Source organism: Dyella japonica A8, assembly GCF_000725385.1.
Taxonomy (GTDB): Bacteria; Pseudomonadota; Gammaproteobacteria; order Xanthomonadales; family Rhodanobacteraceae; genus Dyella; species Dyella japonica_C.
This window is the reverse complement of record NZ_CP008884.1, coordinates 384,399-410,582: the sequence shown is the minus strand read 5'-3', so window position 1 is coordinate 410,582 and position 26,184 is coordinate 384,399. Positions and strand designations below refer to the sequence as shown.

Below are 26,184 nucleotides of genomic sequence, written 5' to 3'. Positions count from 1 at the left end.
GGAGGGGATGACGGTGAGGAGGGGATGACGGTGAGGCGGGGATGACGGTGAGGGAAATGTACGCAGAGGGGAATGCGTGGAGGAAAGGGCATGGCGAGCCGGCCACACCCACGCAAGTCTTCACGAAGCTGACGCGTGAAATTTTCATGTAAACGTAATTTCACACGACGCCCGCAGGATCGGGGTATCCGCTGCACGCGGATTCCCCATCCCCCGGAGTTCACGCTCAATGAAGAAGCACGTGCTCGCTGCCGCTGTTGCGGCGGCCTTGGTCGTTTTGTTGCCCAGCGCTTTCGCCGCCGAGAATCCGCAGCCCGCTGACGGCGCCGCCGCGTCAGCCAGCGCGGATGGCGCGAAGAACCTGGAAAGCATCTCGGTGATCGGCCAGGGCGAAACCCGCCAGGTGCAGCGCGTCACCGTGCAGGACACCAAGGTATTGCCGGCCGGCACCAGCATCCAGAAGGTGCTCAACCGCATCCCGGGCGTGAACGTGCAGTCCAACGACGCGTTCGGCGCCAACGAGGAATCGCAGACCATCAGCCTGCGTGGCTTCAATACCGTGCGCCTGGGTTACACGCTGGATGGCTTGCCGCTGGGCGACAATGCTTACGGCAACTACAACGGCCTCAACATCAGCCGCGCCATGCTGGCGGAAAATTTCGGCGGCGTGGAACTGGCCTCGGGCATCGGCAGCCTGGGCACCGCGTCCACCAGCAATCTCGGCGGCACCGCCCAGTACTACACCGACGATCCGTCGATCACGTTCGGCGGCCGCGTCAGCCAGACCTTCGGCAGCGACCAGAACCGCCGCACCTACCTGCGCCTGGACTCGGGCGACTACCACGGCTTCTCGATGTACGTGTCCGGCATTCGCGCCACCGCCGACATGTGGGCGCCGCCGGCGTCGCCGACCACCACCAAGCAGTTCAACACCAAGGCGGTGTACCAGTTCGACGGCGGCAAGATCACCGCCTACGCCGACAACTCGCGCACCTCGCAGGCCGACTACGCCTACCTGTCCAAGAGCGGCATGGCACGCGGCCTGGGCTGGGACTGGAACCTGTATGCGCCGGACTGGCAGCGCGCGGTGTCCGCCGCGTACTGCGCGCCCATCTACACCAAGGGCGGCCAGCGTGACGCGCGCTGTGCGTTCTCCGGCGGCGTGGACAACATCGACGATGCCTACTACCAGAGCCGCGCGCTGCGTCGCGATGACTTGTACTACCTCGCCGGCGACTTCTTCCCCAGCGACACGGTGACCTTGCACGCCCAGGTCTACCACCACGAGAACGGTGGCCAGGGCCACTGGTGGGCGCCGGGCCAGCCGTCGTACCCGGGCACGGCGCAGGAAGTGCCCATCTCCATCCGCAGCACCAACTACACCATCAACCGCAATGGCGCGATCGCGTCGGCGACGTGGGATATCGGCGGCCACCACGTGGAAGGCGGCGTGTGGTACGAGAACAACCACCACTCGGTGCAGCGCAACTTCTACTGGATCACCGGCCCGGTCAACGACGACAACTACCTGAGCGATCCGAACCGTCGCCTGTTCTACCAGAAGTACACCATCATCACGCGCCAGGCTTACCTGCAGGACAGCTTCAAGCTGCTGGATGACCGCCTCAGCATCGACGTGGGCGTGAAGAGCCCGCACGTGAGCATGAGCGCACAGGAAGTGCCTGGCGTGGCGGTGGAAGCACCCGTGGCCAACGGCCGTCTCAACGCCAGCAAGGCGCTGCTGCCGGAAGCCGGCATCGGTTACCAATTGGGCGCGGGTCAGGAAGTGTTCCTGTCATACGCGAAGAACATCGCCGCGTTCCAGGGCGGCGGCGCCAGCGGCCCGCTGCTGGTGACGCAGTCGGCGTTCAATGCCACGCAGGGCAACCTCAAGCCGGAACAGTCGCGCACCATCGAAGGCGGCTACCGCGTGGTGCAGCGCGAGTTCGAGGCATCCGTTGCCGCGTATGACGTGAAGTTCGACAACCGACTGCTGTCGCTCAACCCCTGCCCGAGCATCCAGCAGGGCACCACGCCGCTGTGCACCACGCGCTTCTACAACGTGGGCTCGGTGAGCAGCCACGGTGCGGAGTTCACCTTCATCTGGAAGCCGTTCGCGCACTTCGAGTGGTACAACTCCGCGTCGTTCAACCGCTCCACCTACGACGACAACTACCAGCAGAACGGCGTGACCGTGCCGACCCGGGGCAAGGTGACGGTGGACACGCCCAACAAGCTGTTCGCCAGCGAGATCAGCTGGGTGTATGGCCCATGGAACGTCGGCCTGCGCGGCAAGTACACCGGTACGCGCTACTACACCTACACCAACGACCAGGGCTTCGGTGGCTACACGTCGTTCGACTTCGGCGCGGGTTACGACTTCGGCAAGGTGTACGGCCTGACCGATGTGAAGCTCTCGCTCAACGTCACCAACCTCACCGACAAGCGCTATGCGTCCAACCTCACCGCGTTCACCAATGCCGACCCGGCGGGCCGCGCGCTGGCCTTCCATGCCAGCGCGCCGCGGCAGGGGTTCCTGACGCTGGATGTGAAGTTCTGATCGATGGTTGAACGTGGTGGCACGGCCTCGGCCGTGTCGCCGCGAAGGCGCCGCCCTTGTGGGAGCGCACCCTGTGCGCGACCGCGGCGATGATGTTCAACTCAGTGGTCGGTCATCGCCAAACAGGATCACGGCGACGGTGTCTTCATGCGCCTCGCGAGCTGGCGTCGCGCACAGGGTGCGCTCCCACAGGATGTCGCGGGCGTTGTGGCGTTACGGGGTCGCCGCGTTTCCCGGCATCACCACCTTGCTTGCCCCATACGGCGGATGCCAGGTGCCCTTTGCATAATCGATGGTCATCTGCATATAGCCCGCCGAATACCGCGTGCTGACGCGCTCGCGGCCCTTCATTTCGTACTCGGTCATGCCGTGCTCGGCATGCGGGAAGAGGGCGGTGGTGATGGGCAGTCCCTTGGCTTGCAGGGACGCGAGACGACGCAGGGTTTCCCCGCTCGGGGCATCGATGTCGTCTTCGCCCAGTTCCCACAGCTGCGGGGTCTGGAGCTTCTCCAGCACCGGCATGGCGTCGTAATGCCAGGGCACGTTCCACGACAGGAATGCCTTGCCCTTTTCGCGAATCTCATCATCGCTCATCGGCAGCACCATGTAGCTGAAGTCGCCGCGCACGTCCTTGTACCAGGGCTCCTTGCCGTACTTGGCCTTGGCCGCGTCGAGCTGGTCGAAGCCCTGGGTGAGGTTGCTGGAAAGGACCAGGCCGATGGCATCGGAGAGCTCCCAGGCCTTGTCGATTACCGACTGGTCATAGCCCTTAAGCTTGAGATCCAGTGCGACCGCCTCGCGATCCTCTTCCAGCGGCGATACGGCAAGGCCGTAGCCGACGATGACGAAGTCGACCTTGGTGCGCGTCGCGGCCAGCGGCGCGACCCAACCACCCTGGCTGCCGCCGCGGTAGCCCACGCGGCCGGCGCGTGCGCCGGCCAGGCGACGCGCCTCGGCGACGGCCGCCACGGCGTCGCTGGCGAGCACACCGTAGTCCTGCGTATACGAACCCGCGGACGAGCCCGTGCCGCGCTTGTCATACACGAACGCTCCGACGCCCTGGGCGGGAAGCTCGCGCTGCATGGCGTCGAACTGCATCGCCGAGTCGTGTTCCGCGCCGTGCACCAGCACGACCACGGGGACCTTCGCCTGGCCGGGTGGCAGGATAAGGCGGCCCACCAGCCGCGTGCCGCCATCGCCGGCAAAGCTGGTTTCCTGCACCTGCAGCGGCATACGCTGCCCCGACTTGCCGTCGAAGCTGAGCTTGCCCTTGGCGCAGTCGACGAAGCGGACGTCCTTGCCATCCGGGCGGTCAGTCCAGCCTAGCGTGCTGGTCCACGTGTCGTTGGCAGCGCGGGTGAGCTTGCCGGTGCTGCCGTCGATGTGCCGCCAGCGCAGTGCGTCGGTGTCCGTGGGGGCGATGTCCAGCGTGCTGCCGTCGCTGAGGCGATAAGCGCCGATGTGGCAGTCGGCGGCGGGGGCTGAACCGGCGAGCAGGGCGGCGAGCAGCGTGGCGAGCATGGGTGTCCCGGCGGAGGATGGATGGGTGCACGCTAGCAGCGGCACGGCGGGTGGCCATTGGCCGCAAGTCACGATGGTGCCACCAGTCATGGCATGGCTGTCGGGCAGCTTGCGTTCAAACGCGGTGGCGCCATCCTGTCAATGAAACGACATGCGATGCCGTCACGATGTCTGGATCACTGCGCCGCACGGGCGCGTCGGGACACATGCAAAGGAGTAGCCGTGGGTCGTTTATGCTGGGCCATCATGATGGCGGGTGCACTGGTGATGTCGGTCGATAGTCAGGCCAACGAAGCGCCACTGGCGAAGAAGGTGCTGGTGATCGGCCATCGCGGCGCGAGCGCGCTGCGGCCGGAACACACGCTGGCGTCCTATGGCAAGGCCATCGCCGATGGCGCGGACTTTGTCGAGCCGGATCTGGTGATGACCCGGGACGGCGTGCCGGTGGCCCGCCACGAGAACGAGATCAGCGGCACCACCGACGTGGCGCAGCATGCGGAATTCGCCGCGCGCAAGACCACCAAGACCGTCGACGGCGAGAAGGTCACCGGCTGGTTCACCGAAGACTTCACGCTGGCGGAGCTGAAGACGCTGCGTGCTCGCGAGCGCCTGCCGCAGTTTCGCAGCACCGCGTATGACGGCCAGTTCCAGATTCCCACGCTGGACGAGATCATCGACTTCGTGGCGACCGAGTCGGCCACGCAGGGCCGCGTGATCGGCATCATCCCCGAGATCAAGCACGGCACCTACTTCCAGAAGGCGGGGCTGCCGATGGAAGACCGCGTGCTGGAGATCCTCGCGGCACACGCCTACACACGCACGGCGCCGGTGGAAATCCAGTCGTTCGAGATCGCCAACCTGCGCTACCTGCGCGGCAAGCTGGGCAAGGACCATCCGAACATCCGCCTGCTGCAGCTGCTGGGCGACGCCAAGGAAGAGCCGTACGACGTGGTGGCCGCCGGCAAGAAGCTGAACTTCGCACAGATGATGACGCCGGCCGGCCTGCGCGACATCGCCGGTTACGCCGATGCCATCGGGCCGAACATCCGCTCGATCATTCCGTTGGCCGCGGATGGCACCTTGGGCAAGCCCACCGCGCTCGCGCATGACGCGCACGCGGTGAAGCTGGAGCTGCACCCCTACACCTTCCGCCCGGAGAACTACTTCCAGGCCAAGAATTTCTGGAAGGGCAGCGACCCGAAGACGTTCAACGAGGAAGGCTCCATCGCCGAGATCCGCGCCTACCTCGATGCGGGCGTGGATGCGTTCTTTACCGACGATCCGGCAATCGGTCGCAAGGCGCTGGATGGGCGTTGATGCTGGCGCCCGTTCGCTGACGCTCACGCACATGACGTGAGCGTTCGCGCCACTCGCCGTTTTTCGGCGCCGCCTTGAACCGGCGGCGATGGCCGCAATTGAGCAGCCGTCGGTTATCCCTCATCGCCTTTTCGGTGAGGGCTGGAATGCAGAGACAGTGCCTCCATCCCTCACCGTCATTCCGGCGCGAACTGGAGTGCGGCGGCCACGCCTCTACCCCTCACCGTCATTCCGGCACGGACTGAAGTGCGGCGGCCGCGCCTCTACCTCTCACCGTCATTCCGGCACGGACTGAAGTGCGGCGGCCACGCCTCTACCCCTCACCGTCATTCCGGCACGGACTGAAGTGCAGCGGCCACGCCTCTACCCCTCACCGTCATTCCGGCACGGACTGAAGTGCGGCGGCCACGCCTCTATCCCTCACCGTCATTCCGACACGGACTGGAGTGCGGCGGCCACACCTCTACCCCTCACCGTCATTCCGGCACGGACTGGAGTGCGGCGGCCACGCCTCTACCCCTCACCGTCATTCCGGCCTGGACTGGAGTGCCTCGGCCACGTTTCTACCCCTCACCGTCATTCCGGCGAAAGCCGGAATCCAGCGTCTTTTCGCCGCGCAAGGCAAGTCACTGGATTCCGGCTTTCGCCGGAATGACGGTGGGAGGGTGTTGCGAGATTCGCACCTCCCGGCCCAACGAATGGCTTCGATATTGCTCGTTGTGTCGATATTGCTCATGGTTTTGAGTGATCTCCTTGCGCATGCGACGTCAGTTGCGCGAAGGCAAATAGACGTCCATTCGCGATATCACTCATATCGCCACATCATCCGTTACGAATAACGAAATCACACGCGCGTGTTTTAAATATGCATGTCATCTCGCATACACACGCGACCTTCACGATTTCCTAAGGAAGCGCTAAACAACTCGCCATCATGGCGACGCACGGACGCCCGCAGCTCTCTACGCAAGCTCGCGATGCCATCCGTTTGCCGTTAGCCGACGACAGCGATGCGTCTGCACTTTCCCTCTGGCCGTCCCATCGGTTTGGGCGGTCATCCCCTGTCTCTATCTATTGAACACGTGGATTCGTGGCGAATCCGCGTGCGAGGACTCGTCATGCCCAAGCTTTCCCTTCGCAGGACCGCGATCGCGCTGGCAACCCTGGCATCTCTCTATGGCGGTATCGCATTCGCCGACGATGTGAGCCCCGCCGCCGCGTCGGCACCTGCCGCCGACGCCTCGGCCAACACCAACCGCGACAAGGCCAAGACCATGGAGGCCGTGTCGGTGGTCGCCTCCGGCGAAACGCGCCAGGTGCAGAAGGTCACCAGCGAGGATCTGCAGCAGCTGGCGCCGGGCACCAGCCCGCTCAAGGCCATCGACAAGCTGCCGGGCGTGAACTTCCAGGCGGCTGATCCGTGGGGCGACTACGAGTGGTCCACGCAGATCACGCTGCACGGCTTCGACCAGAGCCGCCTGGGCTTTACGCTGGATGGCATTCCGCTCGGCAACATGAGCTACGGCACCACCACCGGCCTGCAGGTGACGCGCGCGATCTCGAGCGACAACATCAGCACGGTGGAGCTCGCGCAGGGCGCGGGCGCGCTGGGCACGGCGTCGAACACCAACCTCGGCGGCACCATCCAGTTCTACTCGGCCGATCCGGACCAGGTGGCCGGCGCGCGCATCAACCAGGTGATCGGCTCCGATTCCACCACGCGCACCTTCGTGCGTCTGGACTCGGGTGATTACCACGGCTTCTCCATGTACGTGTCGTACGACCACGCCTCCACCGACAAGTGGAAGGGCTACGGCGACCAGCGCGCCGACCAGGTGAACCTGAAATCGGTGTACCAGTGGGACGGCGGCAGCGTGAGCCTGTTCTTCGACAACTCGCGCCGCAAGGAATACGACTACATGGACCTGTCCCTGGCCAGCCAGAAGGCGCTGGGCTGGAACTGGGACTACCTGCAGCCGGATTGGAACACCTCGGTGCAGATCGCCAACGCGTACAACGGCAAGGGCGCGTACCCGTCGGTGCTGTCGCCGCTGCCGGCCGGCTATGACCTGGTGGACTCCACCTATTACGCGGGCGGCGGTATCCGTCGCGACAGCCTGGCGGGCCTGAGCGGCACGTTCAACCTCAGCGACCGCACCACGCTGAACCTCGGCACCTACTGCCACGACAACCGCGGCGAAGGTCAGTGGGCCACGCCGTACGTGGCGTCCTCGCCGACCGTGCCGCTGGCCATGCGCACCACCGACTACGGCCTGGACCGCTACGGCGGCACCGGTTCGCTGGTGTTCTCGCTGGGCAACAACGACATCGAAGTGGGCTTCTGGGCGGAGAACGCCAAGACCAACCAGGAACGTAACTACTTCTACCTCACCGGCGCGTACAACTACCTGAGCAACTTCTACGAGAACGAGGAGCCGTTTGCGCGCGGCTTCTTCCAGCACTACGTCACGCAGACGCGCATGGCGTATGCGTCGGACACCATCCATCTGATGGACGACCGCCTCACGCTGAACTTCGGCGCCAAGGCGCTGGGCGTGACCAACACGGCCGACTCGCTGGTGGCGACCAGCGCGCTGGCGGCCGGCCGCATCCGCGCCAGCGACGCTTTCCTGCCGCAGGTGGGCGCGAACTACAAGATCGACGCCAACCAGGAGGTGTACGCCTCCTACAGCAAGAACATCTCGGCCTATGGCTTCCTGCCCTTCAGCCAGTCGCAGAAGGCATTCGACGCCAGCAAGGGCTCGCTCAACCCTGAGCAGTCGCAGACCTTCGAGGCGGGCTATCGCGTACATGGCGATACCATCGAGGCCTCGGCCGATGCGTACTACACCCGCTTCACCAATCGCCTGCTGGCAGTCTCCCCGTGCAGCGCGGTGCAGACCTGCTCGGCCATCCTCAACAACGTGGGCTCGGTGAAGAGCACCGGCGTGGACCTGGCGGTGATCTGGCGCCCGGTGGAACACCTGCGCTGGCTCAACTCGCTGTCCTATGACAACTCCAAGTACCAGGACGACTATCTCAACAACGGTGTGGTCGCGACGGACGGCAAGTACGTGGTCGGCATCCCCACCTGGATGTTCACCAGCGACGTGAGCTACAGCTTCGGCGGCTTCACCGCCACGCTGGACGGCAAGTACACCGGGCGCCGCTATATCACCTATATCAATGACTCTCAGGTGCCCTCGTACTGGCTGTTCAACGCGGGCGTGAACTACGACCTCGGCGCGCTGTCCTTCGTGAAGGACCTGAGCCTTGGTCTGAACGTGACCAACCTGTTCAACAAGCGCTACTTCGCCACCACGGGCACCAACGGCTACGTGGCCTCGGACGCGCAGGGCTGGAACCAGACGATGATGGCCGGCGCACCGCGCCAGGTGTTCTTCAACATCAACGCGAAGTTCTAAGAGCTTGTTCAAAGTCCTTTGAGCGTCGAAACGCCTCATTTTTTGCTCGTCATCCCCGCGAAAGCAGGAGGCGCTCTTTCAACAGCCGAAGGGCTGGTCATCCAGCGACTTTATGGGCGGCGAAAAGGCACTGGATTCCCGCTTTCGCGGGAATGACGGTGAGGAAAATGGGTGTTCCGCGAGATGTTGTACAGGCTCTAAGAGTCCGTTCACGTTCTCCGTTTGATCTTGCAATAGACGCACATCGGCCCCTCACCGTCATCCCCGCGAAAGCGGGGATCCAGTGCCTTCAAGCGCCATGGGGAAAGACGCTGGATGACCAGCCATTCGGCTGTTGAAAGAGCGTCTCCCGCTTTCGCGGGAATGACGGTGAGGGATATAGGCGTTTAGGCGAGACTTTGAACAGGTTCCAAGCGCCCAACGCATGTGGAGGGCCTTCCCCCGCTTGGGGAAGGCGGAGGGGGGAACGCCGTCCCGCCGGCGTACCCGCTTCTTGCAAGCCCTCCCCCGGTGAACCGGGGGAGGGCATTTTTTTGTGTGGCCATGGCTACCCCTTCGGGCATCGCTGCCGGCGAATTTTTGCGCCGCGACAGCACCCCGTTAGCGGTTGGTTCTACCATCCGTGGGGATCGATGGATCGGGGAATCCATGCATGGCTGTTTCAAACGCAACGATGGGGTCTGCCTCGTCGCGTGGTATCGATGGCGTGACCGCCTTGCCGGCCGTCGGCGCCATGGTGGGTATCACGTTCGCAGTACCGGGTGAGATCGACGGTTGGCGCTGGCTGCACTGGGTCTGCAAGCCACTGGCCACGGTGCTCATCCTGGGGATGGTGCTGCGCACGGAGCAGGTTGTATCGCAGCGCTACAGGCGCTGGATGGCGGCCGGCATGGTGGCCTCGCTGGCGGGCGACATCTTCCTGATGCTGCCGGTGGACGCTTTCGTGGCCGGCCTTGTCTCGTTCCTGCTGGCACACGTGTGCTTCATCGTGGCCTTGCTGGATGACAGCCGGTTCGCCGAGCGCCCCGTGGGCATGCTGGCCTGCGTCGCCTACGGCGCGTTCAACCTGTGGGCGCTGTGGCCGTCGTTGCCGGATGCGCTGCACCTGCCCGTGGTGGTCTATGTGCTGGTGCTGGCCAGCATGGGCGGGCAGGCCGTGGTGCGCGCGCGCCGGCACGCCACGGATGCGCTGGCCGCTTCCGCGCAGTGGTCCATGGCTGGCGCGCTGATCTTCATGCTCAGCGATACACTGCTGGCCTGGGACCGCTTCCGCTTCGCCATCCCGATGTCGGGGCTGTGGGTGCTGGCCACCTACTACACGGCGCTGTGGTGCCTGGCGCGTTCGGTTCGCGGGAGTCATTGAGCCACGATGAATACGCAGGAAGTCATCATCACCTGGGCCACGCCGGTGTTTTTCGCGCTGATTGCACTGGAGCTGCTGGTGGCGAAGCTGCGCGGGCGCAGCGTGTATCACAGCACCGATGCCATCAACAGCCTGGGGCTGGGCGTGATCTCGCAGATCGTCGCGGTGTTCAGCAAGCTGCTCACGCTGGGCATTTATGCGTGGTGCGTGCAGCGCTTCGCCCTCTTCGCCTTGCCGGCCAACAGCGTGTGGGTGTGGATCACCGCGCTGCTGTGCTACGACTTCTTCTACTACTGGCTGCATCGCGCGGGCCATGAGGTGAACATCCTCTGGGCCGCGCACGTGGTGCATCACCAGAGCGAGGACTACAACCTGTCCACCGCGCTGCGCCAGACCGGCAGCGGCGTACTGCTGGGCTGGCTGTTCTACCTGCCGATGGCCATCGTCGGCTTTCCGCTGGAAGTGTTCGTGGTGGTGGCGCTGATCGACCTGCTGTACCAGTTCTGGGTGCATACCGAACTGGTCGGCCGGCTGGGCTGGTTCGACCGCGTGTTCTGCTCGCCGTCCAACCATCGCGCGCACCACGCGGTGAACGACAAGTACCTGGACCGCAACTACGGCGGCATCCTGATCGTATGGGACCGCCTGTTCGGCACCTTCGTCGAAGAAGACGACACCGATCCGCCGGTGTACGGCACGCGTGCGCCGCTGCGTAGCTGGAACCCGCTGTGGGCCAATGCCGAGGTGTACTGGGCGACAGCGAAGGATGCGTGGCATGCGCGCCACTGGAGCGACAAGCTGCGGGTGTGGCTGAAGCCGCCGGGCTGGCGTCCGGCCGACGTGGCGGAGCGTTTTCCCAAGCCGGCGTTCGACATCGAACGCGAGCGTTACTTGCCGGCACTGTCGCGTGGCCTGACGATCTACAGCCTGGTGCAGTTCGCACTGCTGCTGGGCATGGCGGTGCAGTTCCTTGATCTCGCCAAGCATCTGGCAGCGGTGGAGCTGCTGGGTTACGCCGTGTTCCTGGTGCTCAGCCTCACCGCGCTGGGCGCGTTGACCGAGGGGCGCCGCATCGGTGTCGGGCTGGAACTCGCCCGCCTGCTGGCAACGGCGGCGGTGCCGCTGCTCACCGGCGGCTGGTTCGGCGTGCCACGGTTGCCGGCAGGCACCATTGGCGCGGGGGCCGCCGTCCTCGCAGTCAGCGCGGCGGTCGTGCTTTGGCTGACCGCCTCCACGACGGGCCAGATCGGTTCCGACAAAGCCGTTTCGGGTCGGCCATCGCCCTAGCTCGTCATCCCAGCGAAGGCTGGGATCCAGCGCCGTTACACCCCGCAAAAGACACGGGATTCCAGCTTCCGCTGGAATGATGGCCTGTCAACGGCGGTCTGCCCGCTCGTACAGCCGCGCAGTTGCAGCGTGGCAGCGGCGGGCCCATTCGCTATGATCGCGGCTCGTTTTCCCGGGGATGAGCTGATGGGTTTCTTCGAAAAGTTGTTGCGCCACAAGCCCGTGGAGGTGCTGCAGGCCGAGGCCGGCAAGCGTGGCGATTTCCGCCGCGTGCTGGGTCTGTGGCAGCTCACCGCCATCGGCATCGGCGGCATCATCGGCGTGGGCGTGTTCGTGCTGGCGGGCAAGCAGGCTGCCATCAACGCTGGCCCCGCCGTGGCCATTTCCTTCCTGATCGCCGGCATCGCCAGCGCGGCGGCGGCACTGTGCTACGCCGAGTTCGCCGGCATGATCCCCGTGACCGGCAGCGCCTATACCTACGGCTACGCCGTACTCGGCGAACTGGCGGCATGGCTGATAGGCTGGGACCTGCTGCTCGAGTACGCCTTGATCGTCGCGGTGGTGGCGATCGGTTGGTCCGGCTACGTGCAGTCGGCGCTCACCAGCATGGGTATCCACATACCCGTGTGGGCGCAGGGTGCCATCGGTACCGGCGAAGGGCATGTGTTCAACATCATCGCCGCGCTGGTGACGCTGGGCGTGGCGGCGCTGCTGATCTTCCGCACAGAATGGGGCGCACGCTTCAACACGCTGGTGGTGGCGATCAAGGTGGCCGCCGTGGCGCTGGTGATCGGCATTGGTGCGTTCTACGTGAAGCCGTCCAACTGGGTGCCGTTCATCCCTGCCCATGTGATCGGGCCCGATGGCGTCGGCCACTTCGGTTTCCAGGGCGTCGCCGCGGCAGCCGCGGTGGTGTTCTTCGCGGTGTTCGGCTACGACACGCTGACCACGGCGGCGGAGGAATCGAAGAACCCGCAGCGCGACCTGCCGCGCGCCGTGCTGTTGTCGCTGGGCATCTCGATGGCGATGTACCTCGCCGTATCGATGGTGCTCACCGGCATTGCCCATTACTCCACGCTCAACACCGACGCTCCCGTGGCCGATGCCTTCAAGGGCCTGGGCCTGCACTGGGTGGCGCTGACGGTGTCGGTGTCGGCGGTGTTCGGCCTGATCAGCGTGCTGTTCGCCTTCATGCTGGGCGCCACGCGCATCTGGTACGCACTGTCCCGCGACGGCCTGTTGCCAGGCTGGTTCGCCCACGTGCATCCGCGCTACGGCACGCCGCATCGCCCCACGGTGGTGCTGGGTGTGTTCACCGCGCTGGTGGCGGGCCTGCTGCCGATCGAGGAAGTGGCCAAGCTGGTGAACATCGGCGTGCTCTCGGCCTTCATCGTGATCTGCACCTCGGTGATCATCCTGCGCAAGCGCAAGCCGGACCTGCATCGTTCCTTCCGCACGCCGCTGGTGCCGCTGGTGCCGTTGATCGGCATTGCGTTCTCCATCTGGCTGCTGGCGGAGCTGCCGCTGATCACCTGGAAGGTGTTTCTGATCTGGGTGAGCATCGGCATGGTGATCTACGTGCTCTACGGCATGCATCACAGCAAGCTGGAGAAGCAGGGGTAACCCGACGCCAGTCGTGAAGCAAAAAGGCCGCGAAAGCGGCCTTTTTGTTGTGTGGCAGGCTGCCATGTCCCTGTGGGAGCGCACCCTGTGCGCGACTGCGGAGCCATGCCGATACCGCTTCGTCAGGCTGTCGCGCACAGGGTGCGCTCCCACAAAAAAAACGGCCGCTTGCGCGGCCGTTTTCCTTTTACTGCACCAAGCGTATCGCTTAGAAGCGGTATTCCACCGAAGCGGAGTAGGCAGCGATGTTGGCGTGGTCCTGCGGCTGGCTGGTGTCGCGGCCGTACTTGACGTGGTAGTTGTCGTAGTTCAGCGCCAGGCTGACGTTCTGGGTGACGTCGTAGCCCACGCCGGCACCGGCGTACCAGCCGTTGTTCCAGCTCTTCTGCGACACCGACATGTCGCCCACGGTGACGCCGGCGGTGGTGCGCGAACGCAGGTAGCCGCCGTGACCGGTGACGTACCAGTTGTTGTAGAAGTTGTACTTGGCGGTCACGCCGACCTGGGCGGCGCGTGCCTTGGCCCAGGTGCTGGTGAAGTCGGCGACGTTCTTGCCCTTGCCCAGATCGGCGTAGCCGACTTCAGCGCCGACGATGCCGTTCCAGCGCCAGCCGAAACGCAGGTTGTAGTAGCCGTCGGTCTTGTCCGAAAGGCCACCGACGCGGTAGTTGCTCTGGCCCAGGTTGCCGGCCACGAAGAAATTGTTGAGCTGGTTGTTTTCGTCAGCCTTGGCAGCGAAAGGCGCGACAGCGACGACGGCCAAAGCGGCCGCAAGGAGGGTCTTGTTCATGGAGTACTCCATCTCTTTTTTGTGATCCGCAGCGACAACAAGGGGGAATGTCGCCGGGGGCCGCGCGGGGATCGCGGTAAGAAAAGGATACGGGTTTTTAACAGGTGTAAAACCCTTGACATGAATTGTGGATAGGCGAAGTTCAGACACTCCCATGACCAATGGCAGGGGGTGCGACCTGTCAACGCCCACTAGCATCGGAGGTTCACGTTTCGTGCAGCTGACGTCTGCGCACGGAATGAAGTCCACAGGAGAACCTCTTGAAAGTTACGCGTCTCGCTTCCGCCATGTTCGCCACGGCCCTCGGCCTCGGCAGCTTCGCGGCACTCGCCGATGTTCCTGCGCCGCAGGACGTTCCGTTCAACGGCACGCTGAAGATCAACGTCGACGCGACCGACATCGCGCATCGCGTGTTCCGTGTGCACGAGACGGTGCCGGCGCAGGCGGGACCGCTGACGCTGCTGTATCCGCAGTGGCTGCCGGGCAACCATTCGCCCACCGGCTCGATCGACAAGCTGGCCGGCCTGGTGGTGAAGGCGAACGGCAAGGTGATCCCGTGGAAGCGCGATCCGCTCAACGTGTTCGCCTTCCATGTGGACGTGCCGCAGGGCGCGAGCGCCGTGGACGTGGAGTTCCAGTTCCTCTCCGCGCAGGACACCCGCCAGGGCCGCGTGGTGGTGACGCCGGAAATGCTCAACCTGCAGTGGAACTCCGTGTCGGTCTACCCGGCGGGCTATTTCGCGCGCCAGATCAAGGCGGAAACCAGCGTGACCTTCCCGGCCGGCTGGCAGTTCGGCAGTGCGCTGGAAGTGGCCTCGCGCAGCGGTGACACGGTGGCCTTCAAGCCAATCGACTACGAAAACCTGGTCGACTCGCCGATCTACGCGGGCAAGTACTTCAAGCGCGTGGACCTGGACCCGGGCGCGAAGACGCCGGTGTTCCTCAACATCGTGGCGGACGACGCGAAGTACCTGGAGATCAAGCCGGAGCAGCTGAAGGTGCACCAGAACCTGGTGCAACAGATGTACAAGCTGTACGGCGCACACCACTACGATCACTACGACTTCCTGTTCTCGCTCAGCGACAAGATGTCCGGCAACGGCCTGGAGCACCACCGTTCCAGCGAGAACGGCGTGGGCGTCGGTTACTTCACCGAGTGGGACAAGAGCGTGATCATGCGCGACCTGCTCTCGCATGAGTTCAACCACTCCTGGGACGGCAAGTACCGCCGCGGCGCGGATCTGTCCACGCCGAACTTCAACGTGCCCATGCAGGACAGCCTGCTGTGGGTGTACGAAGGCCAGACCCAGTTCTGGGGCTACGTGATGGCCGCGCGCTCGGGCCTGTGGAAGCAGGATCAGGCGCTGGACATGCTGGCCAACGTGGCCGCCACCTACGACCGTGGCCGCCCCGGCCTGCAGCAGTGGCGCAATATCCAGGACACCACCAACGACCCGATCATCGCGATGCGCCGCCCGCTGCCGTATCGCAATTACCAGATGAGCGAGGACTACTACTCCGGTGGCCAGATGATCTGGCTGGACGTGGACGGCAAGCTGCGTGACCTCACCAGCGACAAGCGTTCCATTGACGATTTCGCCAAGGCCTTCTTCGGCGTGAAGAACGGCGAGTGGGACGTCAACACCTATACCTTCGAAGACGTGGTGAAGACGCTCAACGACATCGCGCCGTACGACTGGACCACCTACCTGCGCGAGCGCCTTGACGGCCACGGCCCGCTGATCGGCGGTTTCGAGGCCAACGGCTGGAAGCTGGTCTACAACGACAAGCCGTCGGACGTGGCCAAGGCCGTGGAAACCCGCATGGGCGGCGCCAACCTGACGTACTCGCTGGGCGTGTCGATGGGCAAGGGCGGCGACATCGTCGACGTACTGTGGGACGGCCCCGCCTTCAAGGCTGGCCTGTCGCCGGGCATGAAGGTGATTGCGGTGAACGGCAAGGAGTATTCCAGCGACGCCATCAAGGACGCCGTAACCGCCGCCGCCAAGGACAAGAACCAGCCGGTGGAGCTGCTGGTGAAGAACTTCGATGAGTACAAGACGCTGCGCATCGACTACCACGACGGCCTGAAGTACCCGCACCTGGAGCGCATCGCGGGCAAGCCCGATCGCCTGTCGGAGTTGCTCAAGGCGCGTTGATGGCGTTTTGACGGTGGCCCGAAGCGGGGCTGTGGGACAGCGGATGGGGCGGGGCTTGCGGAAGCCTCGCCCTTTCTTTTTGGGAGGGGGCATCCCACGCGGCAACCGGGCGGAGCGGTGGCCTGCGAAGGGGACGGTCGCGCACAGGGAGCGCTCCCACCGGGGGAAATCCGACTCCGGGGGCGCATGGGCGCGAGGCCCCATCTCCGCTATACTGCCGGTCCGCCGTGCGCCGAACCCCATGGTTCCGCCCACGTGCCATCGCTCATGCGCCCGTAGCTCAGCCGGATAGAGTAGTGGCTTCCGAAGCCATTGGTCGGGGGTTCGAATCCCTCCGGGCGCGCCATTTTTCCGTCGAATCGTCCTGCCTGTACGATGTCTCGTGCCCCGCTCCAGAAACCGGGGACACACCTGCGACACCCGGCCATCCCACGTTGCCCTTGTGATCGGATTGGTCTCGGCTATATATTAGAAATATCGAATATATGAATATTTCGGAGTAATTATGCACCCTTGGGTACTTTCCCTGCTGGGCGGCGTCCTGATCGGCCTGGCGGCCGTGTGGCTGATGGCGACGCTGGGCCGCATCGCCGGTATCAGTGGCATCGCCAGCGGCGTGTTGACCGGTGTGCGCGACTGGCATTGGCGCGCGGCTTTCGTCGCAGGACTGGTGATCTCCCCCCTGTGCCTGTGGCTTGTCCGGGGTGACAGCGGCCTCGGCGCACCGCAAGTGGCGTGGCCGTGGATGGCGCTAGCGGGCCTGCTGGTGGGTATCGGCACCAGGCTGGGCAGCGGTTGTACCAGTGGGCACGGTGTTTGTGGCATCGCACGCCTGTCGCCGCGCTCCTTCGTCGCCACCGTGGCTTTCATGGTGCTGGGCATGGGCACGGTCGCCCTGATCCGTCACTGGATCGGAGGGCTGCCGGCATGAAATCGTTGATGGCCCTGTTCGCGGGCGTGTTGTTCGGCGTGGGACTGGGCCTTGCCGGCATGACGCAGCCGGCGGTGGTGCTCGGCTTCCTCGACGTGGGCGGCGCTTGGGATCCCCGCCTGTTGTTCGTCATGGCCGGCGCCGTGTCGACCACCGCCATCGGCTACCGGTTGGTATGGCGTGCCCGCCGGCCACGCTACGAGACGTCGTTCGATGTGCCATCCATGCAACACATCGACACGCGCCTGTTGATCGGCGCGGCGGTATTCGGCATCGGCTGGGGTATCGCCGGCTATTGCCCGGGGCCGGCGCTGGCTTCGCTGGCGGGTGGCGTGGGCTCCGTGTGGCTGCTGGTCGCCATGATGGCGCTGGGCTGGTGGCTGGCATCGCGCTGGCCGATGCGTTTCAATCAGAAATCTTCGACGCGAGGCGATGGCCGTGCAACGACCTGAGGTAAAGGCCTTCTTCGATGAGGCCACCAACACGTTCAGCTATGTCGTGTGGGATCCGGCCACGCGCAAGGCGGCCGTCATCGACAGCGTGCTGGACTACGATCCGGCGTCGGGCCGCACGCGGCGCGACTCGGCGAACGCGCTGATCGACGCGGTGAAGTCGCAGGGGCTGGAGGTGGAATGGATCATCGACACCCATGTGCACGCGGACCATCTTTCCGCCGCGCCCTACGTGCAGTCCGTGCTTGGCGGCAAGCTCGCCATCGGCGAACACATCCGCGAAGTGCAGCAGGCATTTGGCAAGGTGTTCAACGCCGGCAGCGAGTTTCCTCGCGATGGCAGCCAGTTCGATCACCTGTTCAAGGATGGCGAACGCTATCGCCTGGGCAGCATCGAGGCGTTTGCCATGCACACGCCGGGGCACACCCCGGCCTGCATGACGCATGTCATCGGCGACGCGGCCTTCGTGGGCGATACCTTGTTCATGCCTGACTACGGCACCGCGCGCTGCGATTTCCCGGGCGGTGACGCACGTACCCTTTACCGATCCATCCAGCGCATCTTCGAGCTGCCGGACGAGACCCGCGTGTTCCTGTGCCACGACTACAAGGCGCCGGGGCGCGACCGGTTCGTGCATGAAACCAGCGTGGGCGACGAGCGGCGTTCCAACATCCACGTGCACGAAGGCAGCGTGGAGGACGACTTCGTGAGCATGCGCAACACGCGCGATGCCACGCTGGCCGTGCCGCGCCTGCTGCTGCCTTCCGTGCAGGTGAACATGCGTGGCGGGAAAATGCCGCCTGTGGAAGACAACGGCACGTCCTATCTCAAGATTCCGCTCGATGTGCTGTGATGCCGGCATGCGCCGCGACGCGGACGGGATGGAGCGGCTGCCATGAGCCGTAGCAAAGCCACCAGCACAGCACGCCGGGGGAAGACCCTCAGCCCGGAGGCGATGCAGCGCCACGCCGACGAAGCCGTGAGCGTGCTCAAGGCCCTGGGTAGCAGCAATCGACTGATGCTGGTGTGCCAGCTGCTCGATGGCGAGCGAGCGGTGGGCGAACTTGCGGAAGCCCTCGGGCTGGCGCAGAGCGTGGTCTCCCAGCACCTCTCGCTGCTGCGCCGCGACGGGTTGGTCACGGGGCGGCGCGACGGACAATCCATCTACTACGCGATCAGCGACGATCGCGTGCACGCCCTGATGGCGCGTCTGTTCGAGCTGTATTGCACGGACGACTGATTCGGCCAGCCACGCATCGAAGGCGCGCCCGCTCCGGCGGAACAGGCGCGCCCTGCCGCTAAACGATCAGTGGTGACGCATCTCTTTCTCGAACGCCTTGACCTGCTTCATGGCTTCGTCGCGCGCCATGCCATAGCGTTCCTGCAGTTTGCCTGACAGATACTCGGCGTTGCCTTCGGCGACCTTCAGGTCGTCATCGGTGAGTTTGCCCCAGTGCTCTTTGATCTGGCCGCTGAGCTGTTTCCAATGCCCCTGGATGGTGTCTTGGTTCATGACTGATCCTCATGGGTTGTCGGACGAATGCAATGCGCATTGCAAGCGGCGATTCGACCAGCCTGTAAGTTAAGCGCACGTGCCCTGCGCGTCGTGGCAAGTCGGCAGGGTTCACGGGCGTATGTCCTTGATTGAGACGGCGTTCGCGTGGCCTCGACATGGAAGGTGCGTCGATGGTGTCTCGGCGTGATGCGCGACAGAGGGGCGGGCGACGCAGGCAACTCGAACCGATGGTGTCTACTCGTGGTGACCGCGGGCCGCATGGGCTCGCCTTTCAACATCAAGGAGTATCACGACAATGAGTACCCTCCTGCAGCGTAGCGTCAGCCGGTCCGGCTGGCTGCTGGTGATCTATGGCGTCATCTCCATCCTGTTCGGCATCAGCGCCATCCTGTGGCCCGGCAGCACGGCCATCGCGCTGGCTTGGGCATTCGGCGTCATGGCGCTGGCCGAGGGCATCACCAGCGTGTTCGCGCTGTTCAACCGTCACGTTGCCATGTCACGCGGCTGGCTGGCGCTCTATGCGCTCGCCTCGATCGTGTTCGGCCTGATGGCCATCTGGCATCCGCTGGCGGTGGTCAACGTGCTGCTGATCTTCCTGGCGGCATGGCTGATCGTCGCGGGCGTTTACCGCATCGTGTTCGCCATTCGCGTGCGCAAGGAGATCGAGGGTGAGTGGATGATCGCCTTGAGTGGCGTGCTGGCGATCGTGCTTGGCGCGTTGCTGGCCGCCTATCCCGTGGCCGGGGTGCTCACGGTGACTCTGTGGATCGGCGCGGCGGCGTTGGTCTACGGTGTGCTGCAGGTCGTGGCGGGCGTGCGCGTGCATCGCTGGAAACGGGTATTGTAACCGGCACGCTCTTCCGGCAAGAAAAAAAGGCGCCCGCGAGGCGCCTTTTTTCTGAGGAAGCGGCCGGCGTGATCAGCCGTGCACCTCGAAGCCTTCGGACGCTACCGCTTTGCCATTGAGCGAGATCACCACCTTGTACTTGCCCTTGGGCCATGCGTTCGGGTTCTGCACCTTGAACGTGGTGATGGCCGGGCCGTCGGTGGCAATGGACTCGGTGGTGCTGGTGAAGGTTTCATCCTGGCCGTCGATGTAGCTCCACTTCGCGTTCAGCGTGGCATGGTCGGTGGTGCCGGTGGTGGCGACGCTGGCGTAGATGTCCTTGTCCTCCGGCGCAAACTGGCGTTGCTCCTTGCTGATCGCATGGGCGGCATTCACCTGGCTGCCGATGGTGACGGCAGCGACCTTGATCTCACCACCATTGACGCTGGCGGACTTGCCCGTGGTTTGTGCCGGTGCGGGCGCCGTGCTGGTCGGCGCGGGAGCGCTGCCTGCCGGCGCTGGCGCCGTCCTGGCCGGTACCGGGGCGGCGGTGGCCGGCGCGCTGGAGGTGGGCGCGGTAGGCGTGGTGTTGGAGGCTTGCTCGTTCTTGCCGCAAGCGCTCAGCACAAGCAGTCCGGCAAGGGTCGCGCAGTACAAAGCCGTTTTATGTGCCTGGATATTCATGACTGACCCCGTGGCTGGTGGCTGACGCACACCCGGCCGGCCCTGTCGCGGTGCCGGGCGCCTCGTCTGGATGAGGCTAGCCGTGTCGATATGAAGCTGCGATTACTGCGGGCCGCTGCATCGACGCCGGTTTAACGGCCAGGTCGCGTTACTGACGCGCGCCACGCGGATTGCCGGGCCGCTCGAGGCCGGTGCTGCGGTACGGGTTGATGTCCAGCCCGCCGCGTCGCGTATAGCGCGCATACACGCTGAGCTGTTCCGGCCGGCAGCGCTGCATCACGTCGACGAAGATGCGCTCCACGCATTGCTCGTGGAATTCGTTGTGGTTGCGGAACGAAACGAGGTAGCGCAGCAGCCCGGCCGGGTCGATGGGCGCGCCGCGATAGCGGATCTGCACGCTGCCCCAGTCCGGCTGGCCGGTGACGGGACAGTTGGAACGCAGCAGGTTGGACACCAGCGTCTGCTCGACCACGGGTTTGGCGTCATCAACCGCGAGGTAGTCCGCGCGCGGCGGGCCGTAATCGTCGATATCGACCGGCAGTTCGTCGACCAGCGTACCGTCCAGGTCGATCACCGCATGCCCTTGCGCCTGCGGGTCGCTCAGCAGGACGTCCACCGGCGCCCCGGCGGCAGCGGAAAGATCCCGCGCCAGTGTGGCGACCAAGGCGCCACGGTCCGCCATGCGCTCCTGCGAAAAGCCATTCAGATACAGCTTGAACGACTTCGACTCGATGATGTTGGGCGAGGTCGCCGGCACGCGGAACTCCGCCAGCGCCACCACCGGCTTGCCACGTGCATCCAGCCAGGACAGCTCATAGGCGTTCCAGACGTCCTCGCCATGGAACGGCAGCGGGGCCGCCACCCCGATCTCATCGCGCTTGGCCTGGCGTGGAATGGGAAACAGCAGGGACGGGTCGTAGCGGTCGGCGTAGGCGGTGGTCTTGCCGAGCGGGGAGTGTTCGGGAGTGCTCATGCGGCCATTGTACCGCCTCGGGGCGCCGCGCCCGCCCGGGTTCGCATGAAGTTGCGGGGACGCCCATGACCACTGGCCCGGTTCACCCGGTCACCCGCTGCCTATAGTGTCCGGTGAAAACCCGGGGAGCCTTGAGGAAATCGCCTGATGAAGAAACTCGTCCTGGCCTGCGCGGTAGCGGCAGGCCTGCTTGCGGCTGGCGCACCGAGCGCACCGGCCTTCGCCGACGGCACGGACGCCGCTTTCGATCCCCAGGCACTGTTCGCGCCGCTTTCGCTGCCCGATGCGCCCAACGCCTTCCGCGACGGCGCCGGCAAGCCGGGCCCGCAGTTCTGGCAGAACCGCGTGGATTACGCCATCCAGGCCACCATCGACCCCGCCACGCACGCGCTGCGCGGTGACGAAACCATCACCTACACCAACCGCAGTCCGGACGCGCTCGATGTGCTGTGGGTGCAGCTGGACCAGAACATCTATCGCCGCGACTCGCGCGCCACGCTCGGCTCGCCGCGCCCGCGCAACGATGTCACCGAGGGCTACCAGATCGAGGCAGTGGAGGTGGACGGCAAGCCCGTGCACTTCCTCGTCGACGACACGCGCATGCGTGTGGACCTGCCGCAGGCGCTGGCCGGCAACGGCAAGCTGGCCAAGCTGCGCATCCGCTATCACTACACCGTGCCGGGCACCTGGGGTGGCCGCACTGCGGTGACGCCGACGAAGAACGGCGACATCTATGAGATCGCCCAGTGGTTCCCGCGCATGGCCGTGTACGACGACCTGCGGGGATGGGACACGCAGCCTTACCTCGGCTCGGAGTTCTACCTTGAATACGGCGACATCGACTACGCCGTCACCGTGCCGTGGAACTACATCGTCGCCGGCTCCGGCGCGCTCGCCAACGGCAGTGAGGTACTTACCGCCACGCAGCAGAAGCGCCTCGCGCAGGCCGCGCAGAGCGACGCCACGGTGATGATCCGCACGCCGGAGGAGGTGAACGACCCGGCCAGCCATCCCAAGCAGGGCGGCACGCAAACCTGGCACTTCCACATGGAGCACACGCGCGACGTCGCCTTCGCCGCGTCGCCCGCTTTCGTGTGGGACGCGGCGCGCATCAACCTGCCCGAGGGCAAGCACGCGCTGGCCATGTCGGTGTATCCGGTGGAAGGCGTGGGCAAGGACGCGTGGAACCGTTCCACCGAATACGTGAAGGGCGCCATCGAGCACTTCTCCGGCAAGTGGTACACCTACCCGTGGCCCGTCGCGGTGAACCTGGGCGGACACGGCGCTGGCATGGAATACCCCGGCATCGTGTTCGACGGCTACGACGACAAGGGCCCGATGCTGTTCTGGATCACCGCGCACGAACTCGGCCATGGCTGGTTCCCGATGATCGTGGGCTCCAACGAGCGCCGTCACGCGTTCATGGACGAAGGCTTCAACACCTTCATCGACGTGTATGCCTCCGACGCCTTCAACAAGGGTGAGTTCGCGCCCAAGCGCGACAGCGAATATGCGCCCAAGGGTGGCAATCCGGTGGATGAGATCCTGCCGGTGCTGGCCGACGCCAACGCCCCCACGCTGATGGCCCATGCCGATACGGTGTCGGAGAAGTACCGCCACTCCGTGAGCTACTTCAAGGGCGCGCTGGGCCTGGTGCTGCTGCGCGAACAGATCCTGGGGCCCGAGCGCTTCGATCCGGCGTTCCGCAAATACATCGCCACCTGGGCCTACCACCATCCCACGCCGTCGGACTTCTTCCGTTTCATGAGCAGTGAAGCGGGCGAGGATCTCTCGTGGTGGTGGCGCGGCTGGTACCTCAACAACTGGCAGCTCGACATGGGCGTGACCGGGGCGAGCTACGTGGACAACGATCCGTCCAAGGGCGTGCAGGTCACGCTCGCCAGCAGGCAAAAGCTGGTGATGTCGGCCACGTTGCGCATCGACTACACCGACGGCAGCCACGAGGACGTGCGCGTGCCGGTGGAGGCGTGGCGCCAGAGTGCGACGCCGAGGCTGGCGCTGCATACGGGCAAGAAGATCAGCAGGATCGAGCTGGATCCAGAGCACAAGCTGCCGGATGCGGACCGGGCGAACAACAGCTATTCGATGCCTTGACGTAAGCCTCCATCTCCCCACCCGTCATTCCGGCGTAGGCCGGAATCCAGTGTCGCCGGTGATCGGTTTTTGCGTTGGCCTTCCTAAGAGCCTGTTCAAAATCTTCTGAGCGTTCCTCGAGATGTTGAACAGGCTATAAAAACCCATCGCGAAGAGCGCCGGTCACGGCAACTGGATTCCGGCCTGCGCCGGAATGACGCTGCAGGAAGGCCTGCTGCAGTTCCCGCGGCGCCGACCATGACTCAAGAGAAGCTACCGTGACCCACTACTTCGCCAAGCATGTGCTCTGCCTCGCTGTGCTCGGCGGCTTGTCTGTCGCGTCCGTGGTGCACGCCTCGTCCGACGATGAGGCCCGCTGGAAAGCCGAAGCCGCCGCCGTCACCATCACCCGCGACGACTGGGGCATCGCCCACGTCCACGGCAAGACCGATGCCGACGCGGTGTTCGGCATGGCCTACACCCAGGCCGAGGACGACTTCAACCGCGTCGAGACGAACTACCTCAACTCACTCGGCTGGCTGGCAAAGGCCGAGGGCGAGCAGGCGATCTGGTCCGACCTGCGTCAGCAGTTGTGGATCGATCCGGTCGAACTCAAGCGCCTCTATGCGAAGAGCCCCGCGTGGTTGCGCGAGCTGATGGACGCGTGGGCCGATGGACTCAACGACTACCTCGCCACGCATCCGGACGTCCATCCGCGCGTCATCACGCATTTCGAGCCGTGGATGGCCTTGAGTTTCAGCGAGGGCAGCATCGGTGGTGACATCGAGCGTGTATCGCTGAAGGAGCTGCAGGCGTTCTACGGCAAGTCCACCGACACGGTGGCCTTTGTCGACACACCCTCGAGCTGGGTGGAGCCCACCGGCTCCAACGGCATCGCCATCGCGCCGAAGCTGGCGGCGGATGGGCACGCGCTACTGCTGATCAATCCACATACCTCGTTCTTCTTCCGTTCCGAGCTGCAGATGTCCAGCGATGCGGGGCTGGACGTGTACGGCGCGGTGACCTGGGGCCAGTTCTTCGTCTATCAGGGCTTCAACCGACATATCGGGTTCATGCATACCTCGACCACCGCCGACGTGGTGGACGAGTTCGCCGAAACCATCGTGCATGACGGCGGCAAGCCGGGTTATCGCTACGGCAAGGAAGTTCGTCCCGTCACCACCAGGGCCATCACCATCGCCTATCGCAAGGCCGATGGCTCGATGGGCGAGCGGACGTTCACCACCTACGCCACGCACCACGGTCCCGTCGTGCGTGGGGAAGGCGGCAAGTGGATCGCGACCGCGCTGATGAACAAGCCCATGGAAGCGCTGGAGCAGAGCTGGTTGCGCACCAAGGCGATCGACTTCAAGAGCTTCATGAAGATCGCGGAGCTGAAGGCCAACTCGTCGAACAACACCATCTATGCCGACGACAAGGGCAACATCGCCTATCTGCACCCGCAGTTCATCCCCAAGCGCGACAACCGCTTCGACTATACGAAGCCGGTGGATGGCAGCGACCCCGCCACCGACTGGCAGGGCCTGTTGCCGCTGGATGCCGCGCCGCATCTGCTCAATCCCGCCAACGCCTGGATCATGAATACCAACGACTGGCCGTACTCGGCGGCCGGTCCCGACAGCCCGAAACGCGAGGCCTACCCGCGCTACATGGACAGCGTCGGCGAAAATCCGCGTGGCATCCACGCCACCTTGCTGCTGAGCGACCAGCGCGACGTCACCTTGTCGTCGCTGATCACCGACGCATTCGATTCCTACCTGCCTGCCTTCGCGCGGCAGATTCCCATCCTGGTGAAGGACTACGACGCGCTGCCTGCGAACGATCCGCTGAAGAAAAAACTCGTCGGCCAGATCGCGCTGCTGCGTCACTGGGACTATCGCTGGGGCATCGCTTCCATGCCGACCTCGCTGGCGGTGTTCTGGGGTGACACGTTGTGGGACAAGGTCGACAAGTCCGACGTGTCCGAAGGGCTTTCGGTCTACGACATCATGGCCGAGCGCGCAGGCCCGCAGGCGCGCCTGGAAGCCCTGGCGGAAGCTTCGGACCGGTTGGAAAAAGATTTCGGCAGCTGGGGCGTGCCCTGGGGTGAAGTAAACCGCTACCAGCGCATCAACGGCGACATCCAGCAGCCCTTCGACGACGGCAAGCCGAGCATCCCGGTGCCGTTCACCTCGTCACGCTGGGGCTCGCTCGCGTCGTTCGGTGCGCATCGCTGGCCGGGCACGCGGCGTTACTACGGCACCAGTGGCAACAGCTTCGTTGCGGCGGTGGAATTTGGCGACAAGGTGCGCGCGCGGGCGATCACGGTGGGCGGCGAAAGCGGCCATCCCGGTTCGCCGCACTTCAACGACGAAGCCGAGCGCTACACCACGGGCAACCTGCGCGCGGTGTACTTCTGGCCGGAGGATCTGAAGGGCCACATCGAGCGCACGTATCATCCCGGGACGTAATTTCGCGCGTACGCCGGGCTTGCTACGGCGCGACTTGTGTGAGCTGGCGCACACAAGTCGCGCCTGTCGGCTTCCGTGCCGGTAATTTTTTGCGATTCCTTCACCTTCGCCATGGATCAATGACCCTCGTCGCGAATTCATGCGACGTGGCCGCGCCAGGGGTGAGGATCCGCGCGACACACCATGAATGAC

Annotated in this window: 19 protein-coding genes and 1 tRNA gene; 15 read left to right on the top strand and 5 right to left on the bottom strand. The window is 64.7% G+C overall.

Going from position 1 to position 26,184, the window contains the following annotated elements:
- Positions 1 to 229 precede the first annotated feature (229 nt).
- On the top strand, positions 230 to 2,560 hold the full coding sequence (locus HY57_RS01695; RefSeq protein ID WP_019463570.1) for a TonB-dependent receptor: 2,331 nt from the start codon (positions 230 to 232) through the stop codon (positions 2,558 to 2,560).
- 213 nt (positions 2,561 to 2,773) lie between these two features.
- Here the strand turns inward: HY57_RS01695 and HY57_RS01690 are convergent, their stop codons facing one another.
- On the bottom strand, positions 2,774 to 4,081 hold the full coding sequence (locus tag HY57_RS01690; protein WP_019463571.1) for an alpha/beta hydrolase family protein: 1,308 nt from the start codon (positions 4,079 to 4,081) through the stop codon (positions 2,774 to 2,776).
- Positions 4,082 to 4,327: 246 nt separating this feature from the next.
- Between HY57_RS01690 and HY57_RS01685 the strand changes: the two genes are divergently transcribed.
- From HY57_RS01685 to HY57_RS01665, 5 genes are all read left to right on the top strand, one after another.
- Positions 4,328 to 5,398 carry a glycerophosphodiester phosphodiesterase gene (locus tag HY57_RS01685; RefSeq protein WP_019463572.1) on the top strand — a complete coding sequence of 357 codons (1,071 nt, stop codon included), beginning with the start codon at positions 4,328 to 4,330 and terminating at the stop codon, positions 5,396 to 5,398.
- A gap of 1,118 nt (positions 5,399 to 6,516) precedes the next feature.
- Complete coding sequence (locus HY57_RS01680; RefSeq protein WP_019466040.1) at positions 6,517 to 8,823, top strand: TonB-dependent receptor; 2,307 nt, start codon at positions 6,517 to 6,519, stop codon at positions 8,821 to 8,823.
- Between the two features lie 652 nt (positions 8,824 to 9,475).
- A complete protein-coding gene (locus tag HY57_RS01675) occupies positions 9,476 to 10,186 on the top strand; it encodes a lysoplasmalogenase (protein WP_100218239.1) in 711 nt (236 codons plus the stop codon).
- A 6-nt stretch (positions 10,187 to 10,192) separates the two neighbouring features.
- The gene (locus HY57_RS01670; RefSeq protein WP_019466042.1) at positions 10,193 to 11,473 is read left to right on the top strand and encodes a sterol desaturase family protein; all 1,281 of its coding nucleotides are present in this window, start codon (positions 10,193 to 10,195) and stop codon (positions 11,471 to 11,473) included.
- 186 nt (positions 11,474 to 11,659) lie between these two features.
- The gene (locus HY57_RS01665) at positions 11,660 to 13,096 is read left to right on the top strand and encodes an amino acid permease (RefSeq protein WP_019466043.1); all 1,437 of its coding nucleotides are present in this window, start codon (positions 11,660 to 11,662) and stop codon (positions 13,094 to 13,096) included.
- Positions 13,097 to 13,304: 208 nt separating this feature from the next.
- On the opposite strand, the gene HY57_RS01660 is transcribed toward HY57_RS01665, so the two are convergent.
- Positions 13,305 to 13,886, bottom strand: coding sequence for an outer membrane beta-barrel protein (locus HY57_RS01660; protein ID WP_019466044.1), 582 nt, complete (start codon positions 13,884 to 13,886; stop codon positions 13,305 to 13,307).
- A gap of 260 nt (positions 13,887 to 14,146) precedes the next feature.
- Between HY57_RS01660 and HY57_RS01655 the strand changes: the two genes are divergently transcribed.
- The 6 genes from HY57_RS01655 to HY57_RS01630 all read left to right on the top strand — a co-directional run bounded on the left by HY57_RS01655 (position 14,147) and on the right by HY57_RS01630 (position 18,668).
- Positions 14,147 to 16,045 (top strand): M61 family metallopeptidase, encoded by a 1,899-nt coding sequence (locus HY57_RS01655; protein WP_026034060.1) that lies wholly within the window; start codon positions 14,147 to 14,149, stop codon positions 16,043 to 16,045.
- A gap of 269 nt (positions 16,046 to 16,314) precedes the next feature.
- A tRNA-Arg gene (locus HY57_RS01650) sits at positions 16,315 to 16,391 on the top strand.
- Positions 16,392 to 16,550: 159 nt separating this feature from the next.
- A complete protein-coding gene (locus tag HY57_RS01645) occupies positions 16,551 to 16,976 on the top strand; it encodes a YeeE/YedE family protein (RefSeq protein ID WP_019466046.1) in 426 nt (141 codons plus the stop codon).
- Positions 16,973 to 17,428 (top strand): DUF6691 family protein, encoded by a 456-nt coding sequence (locus HY57_RS01640; protein ID WP_050997942.1) that lies wholly within the window; start codon positions 16,973 to 16,975, stop codon positions 17,426 to 17,428. The genes HY57_RS01645 and HY57_RS01640 overlap by 4 nt, the downstream gene beginning before the upstream one ends.
- On the top strand, positions 17,409 to 18,281 hold the full coding sequence (locus HY57_RS01635; protein ID WP_019466048.1) for an MBL fold metallo-hydrolase: 873 nt from the start codon (positions 17,409 to 17,411) through the stop codon (positions 18,279 to 18,281). Before HY57_RS01640 ends, HY57_RS01635 begins: the two co-directional genes overlap by 20 nt.
- Positions 18,282 to 18,323: 42 nt before the next feature.
- On the top strand, positions 18,324 to 18,668 hold the full coding sequence (locus HY57_RS01630; protein ID WP_200873898.1) for an ArsR/SmtB family transcription factor: 345 nt from the start codon (positions 18,324 to 18,326) through the stop codon (positions 18,666 to 18,668).
- A 66-nt stretch (positions 18,669 to 18,734) separates the two neighbouring features.
- Here HY57_RS01630 and HY57_RS01625 read toward each other — a convergent pair whose 3' ends face one another.
- Entirely contained in the window at positions 18,735 to 18,941 is a 207-nt protein-coding gene (locus tag HY57_RS01625; protein WP_019466050.1) for a CsbD family protein, read from the bottom strand.
- Between the two features lie 298 nt (positions 18,942 to 19,239).
- Here HY57_RS01625 and HY57_RS01620 point away from each other — a divergent pair, with 298 nt between their 5' ends.
- Positions 19,240 to 19,791 carry an HdeD family acid-resistance protein gene (locus tag HY57_RS01620; RefSeq protein WP_019466051.1) on the top strand — a complete coding sequence of 184 codons (552 nt, stop codon included), beginning with the start codon at positions 19,240 to 19,242 and terminating at the stop codon, positions 19,789 to 19,791.
- Positions 19,792 to 19,863: 72 nt separating this feature from the next.
- Here HY57_RS01620 and HY57_RS01615 read toward each other — a convergent pair whose 3' ends face one another.
- Together HY57_RS01615 and queF are read right to left on the bottom strand one after the other, a co-directional pair.
- Positions 19,864 to 20,454, bottom strand: coding sequence for a hypothetical protein (locus HY57_RS01615; RefSeq protein ID WP_050997943.1), 591 nt, complete (start codon positions 20,452 to 20,454; stop codon positions 19,864 to 19,866).
- Between the two features lie 148 nt (positions 20,455 to 20,602).
- Positions 20,603 to 21,427, bottom strand: a complete 825-nt coding sequence (gene queF, locus HY57_RS01610; RefSeq protein WP_019466053.1) for an NADPH-dependent 7-cyano-7-deazaguanine reductase QueF — start codon at positions 21,425 to 21,427, stop codon at positions 20,603 to 20,605.
- Between the two features lie 147 nt (positions 21,428 to 21,574).
- Here queF and HY57_RS01605 point away from each other — a divergent pair, with 147 nt between their 5' ends.
- Both HY57_RS01605 and HY57_RS01600 read left to right on the top strand, forming a co-directional pair.
- The gene (locus HY57_RS01605; RefSeq protein ID WP_019466054.1) at positions 21,575 to 23,542 is read left to right on the top strand and encodes a M1 family metallopeptidase; all 1,968 of its coding nucleotides are present in this window, start codon (positions 21,575 to 21,577) and stop codon (positions 23,540 to 23,542) included.
- A gap of 257 nt (positions 23,543 to 23,799) precedes the next feature.
- The gene (locus tag HY57_RS01600; RefSeq protein WP_019466055.1) at positions 23,800 to 25,992 is read left to right on the top strand and encodes a penicillin acylase family protein; all 2,193 of its coding nucleotides are present in this window, start codon (positions 23,800 to 23,802) and stop codon (positions 25,990 to 25,992) included.
- Positions 25,993 to 26,184 lie beyond the last annotated feature (192 nt).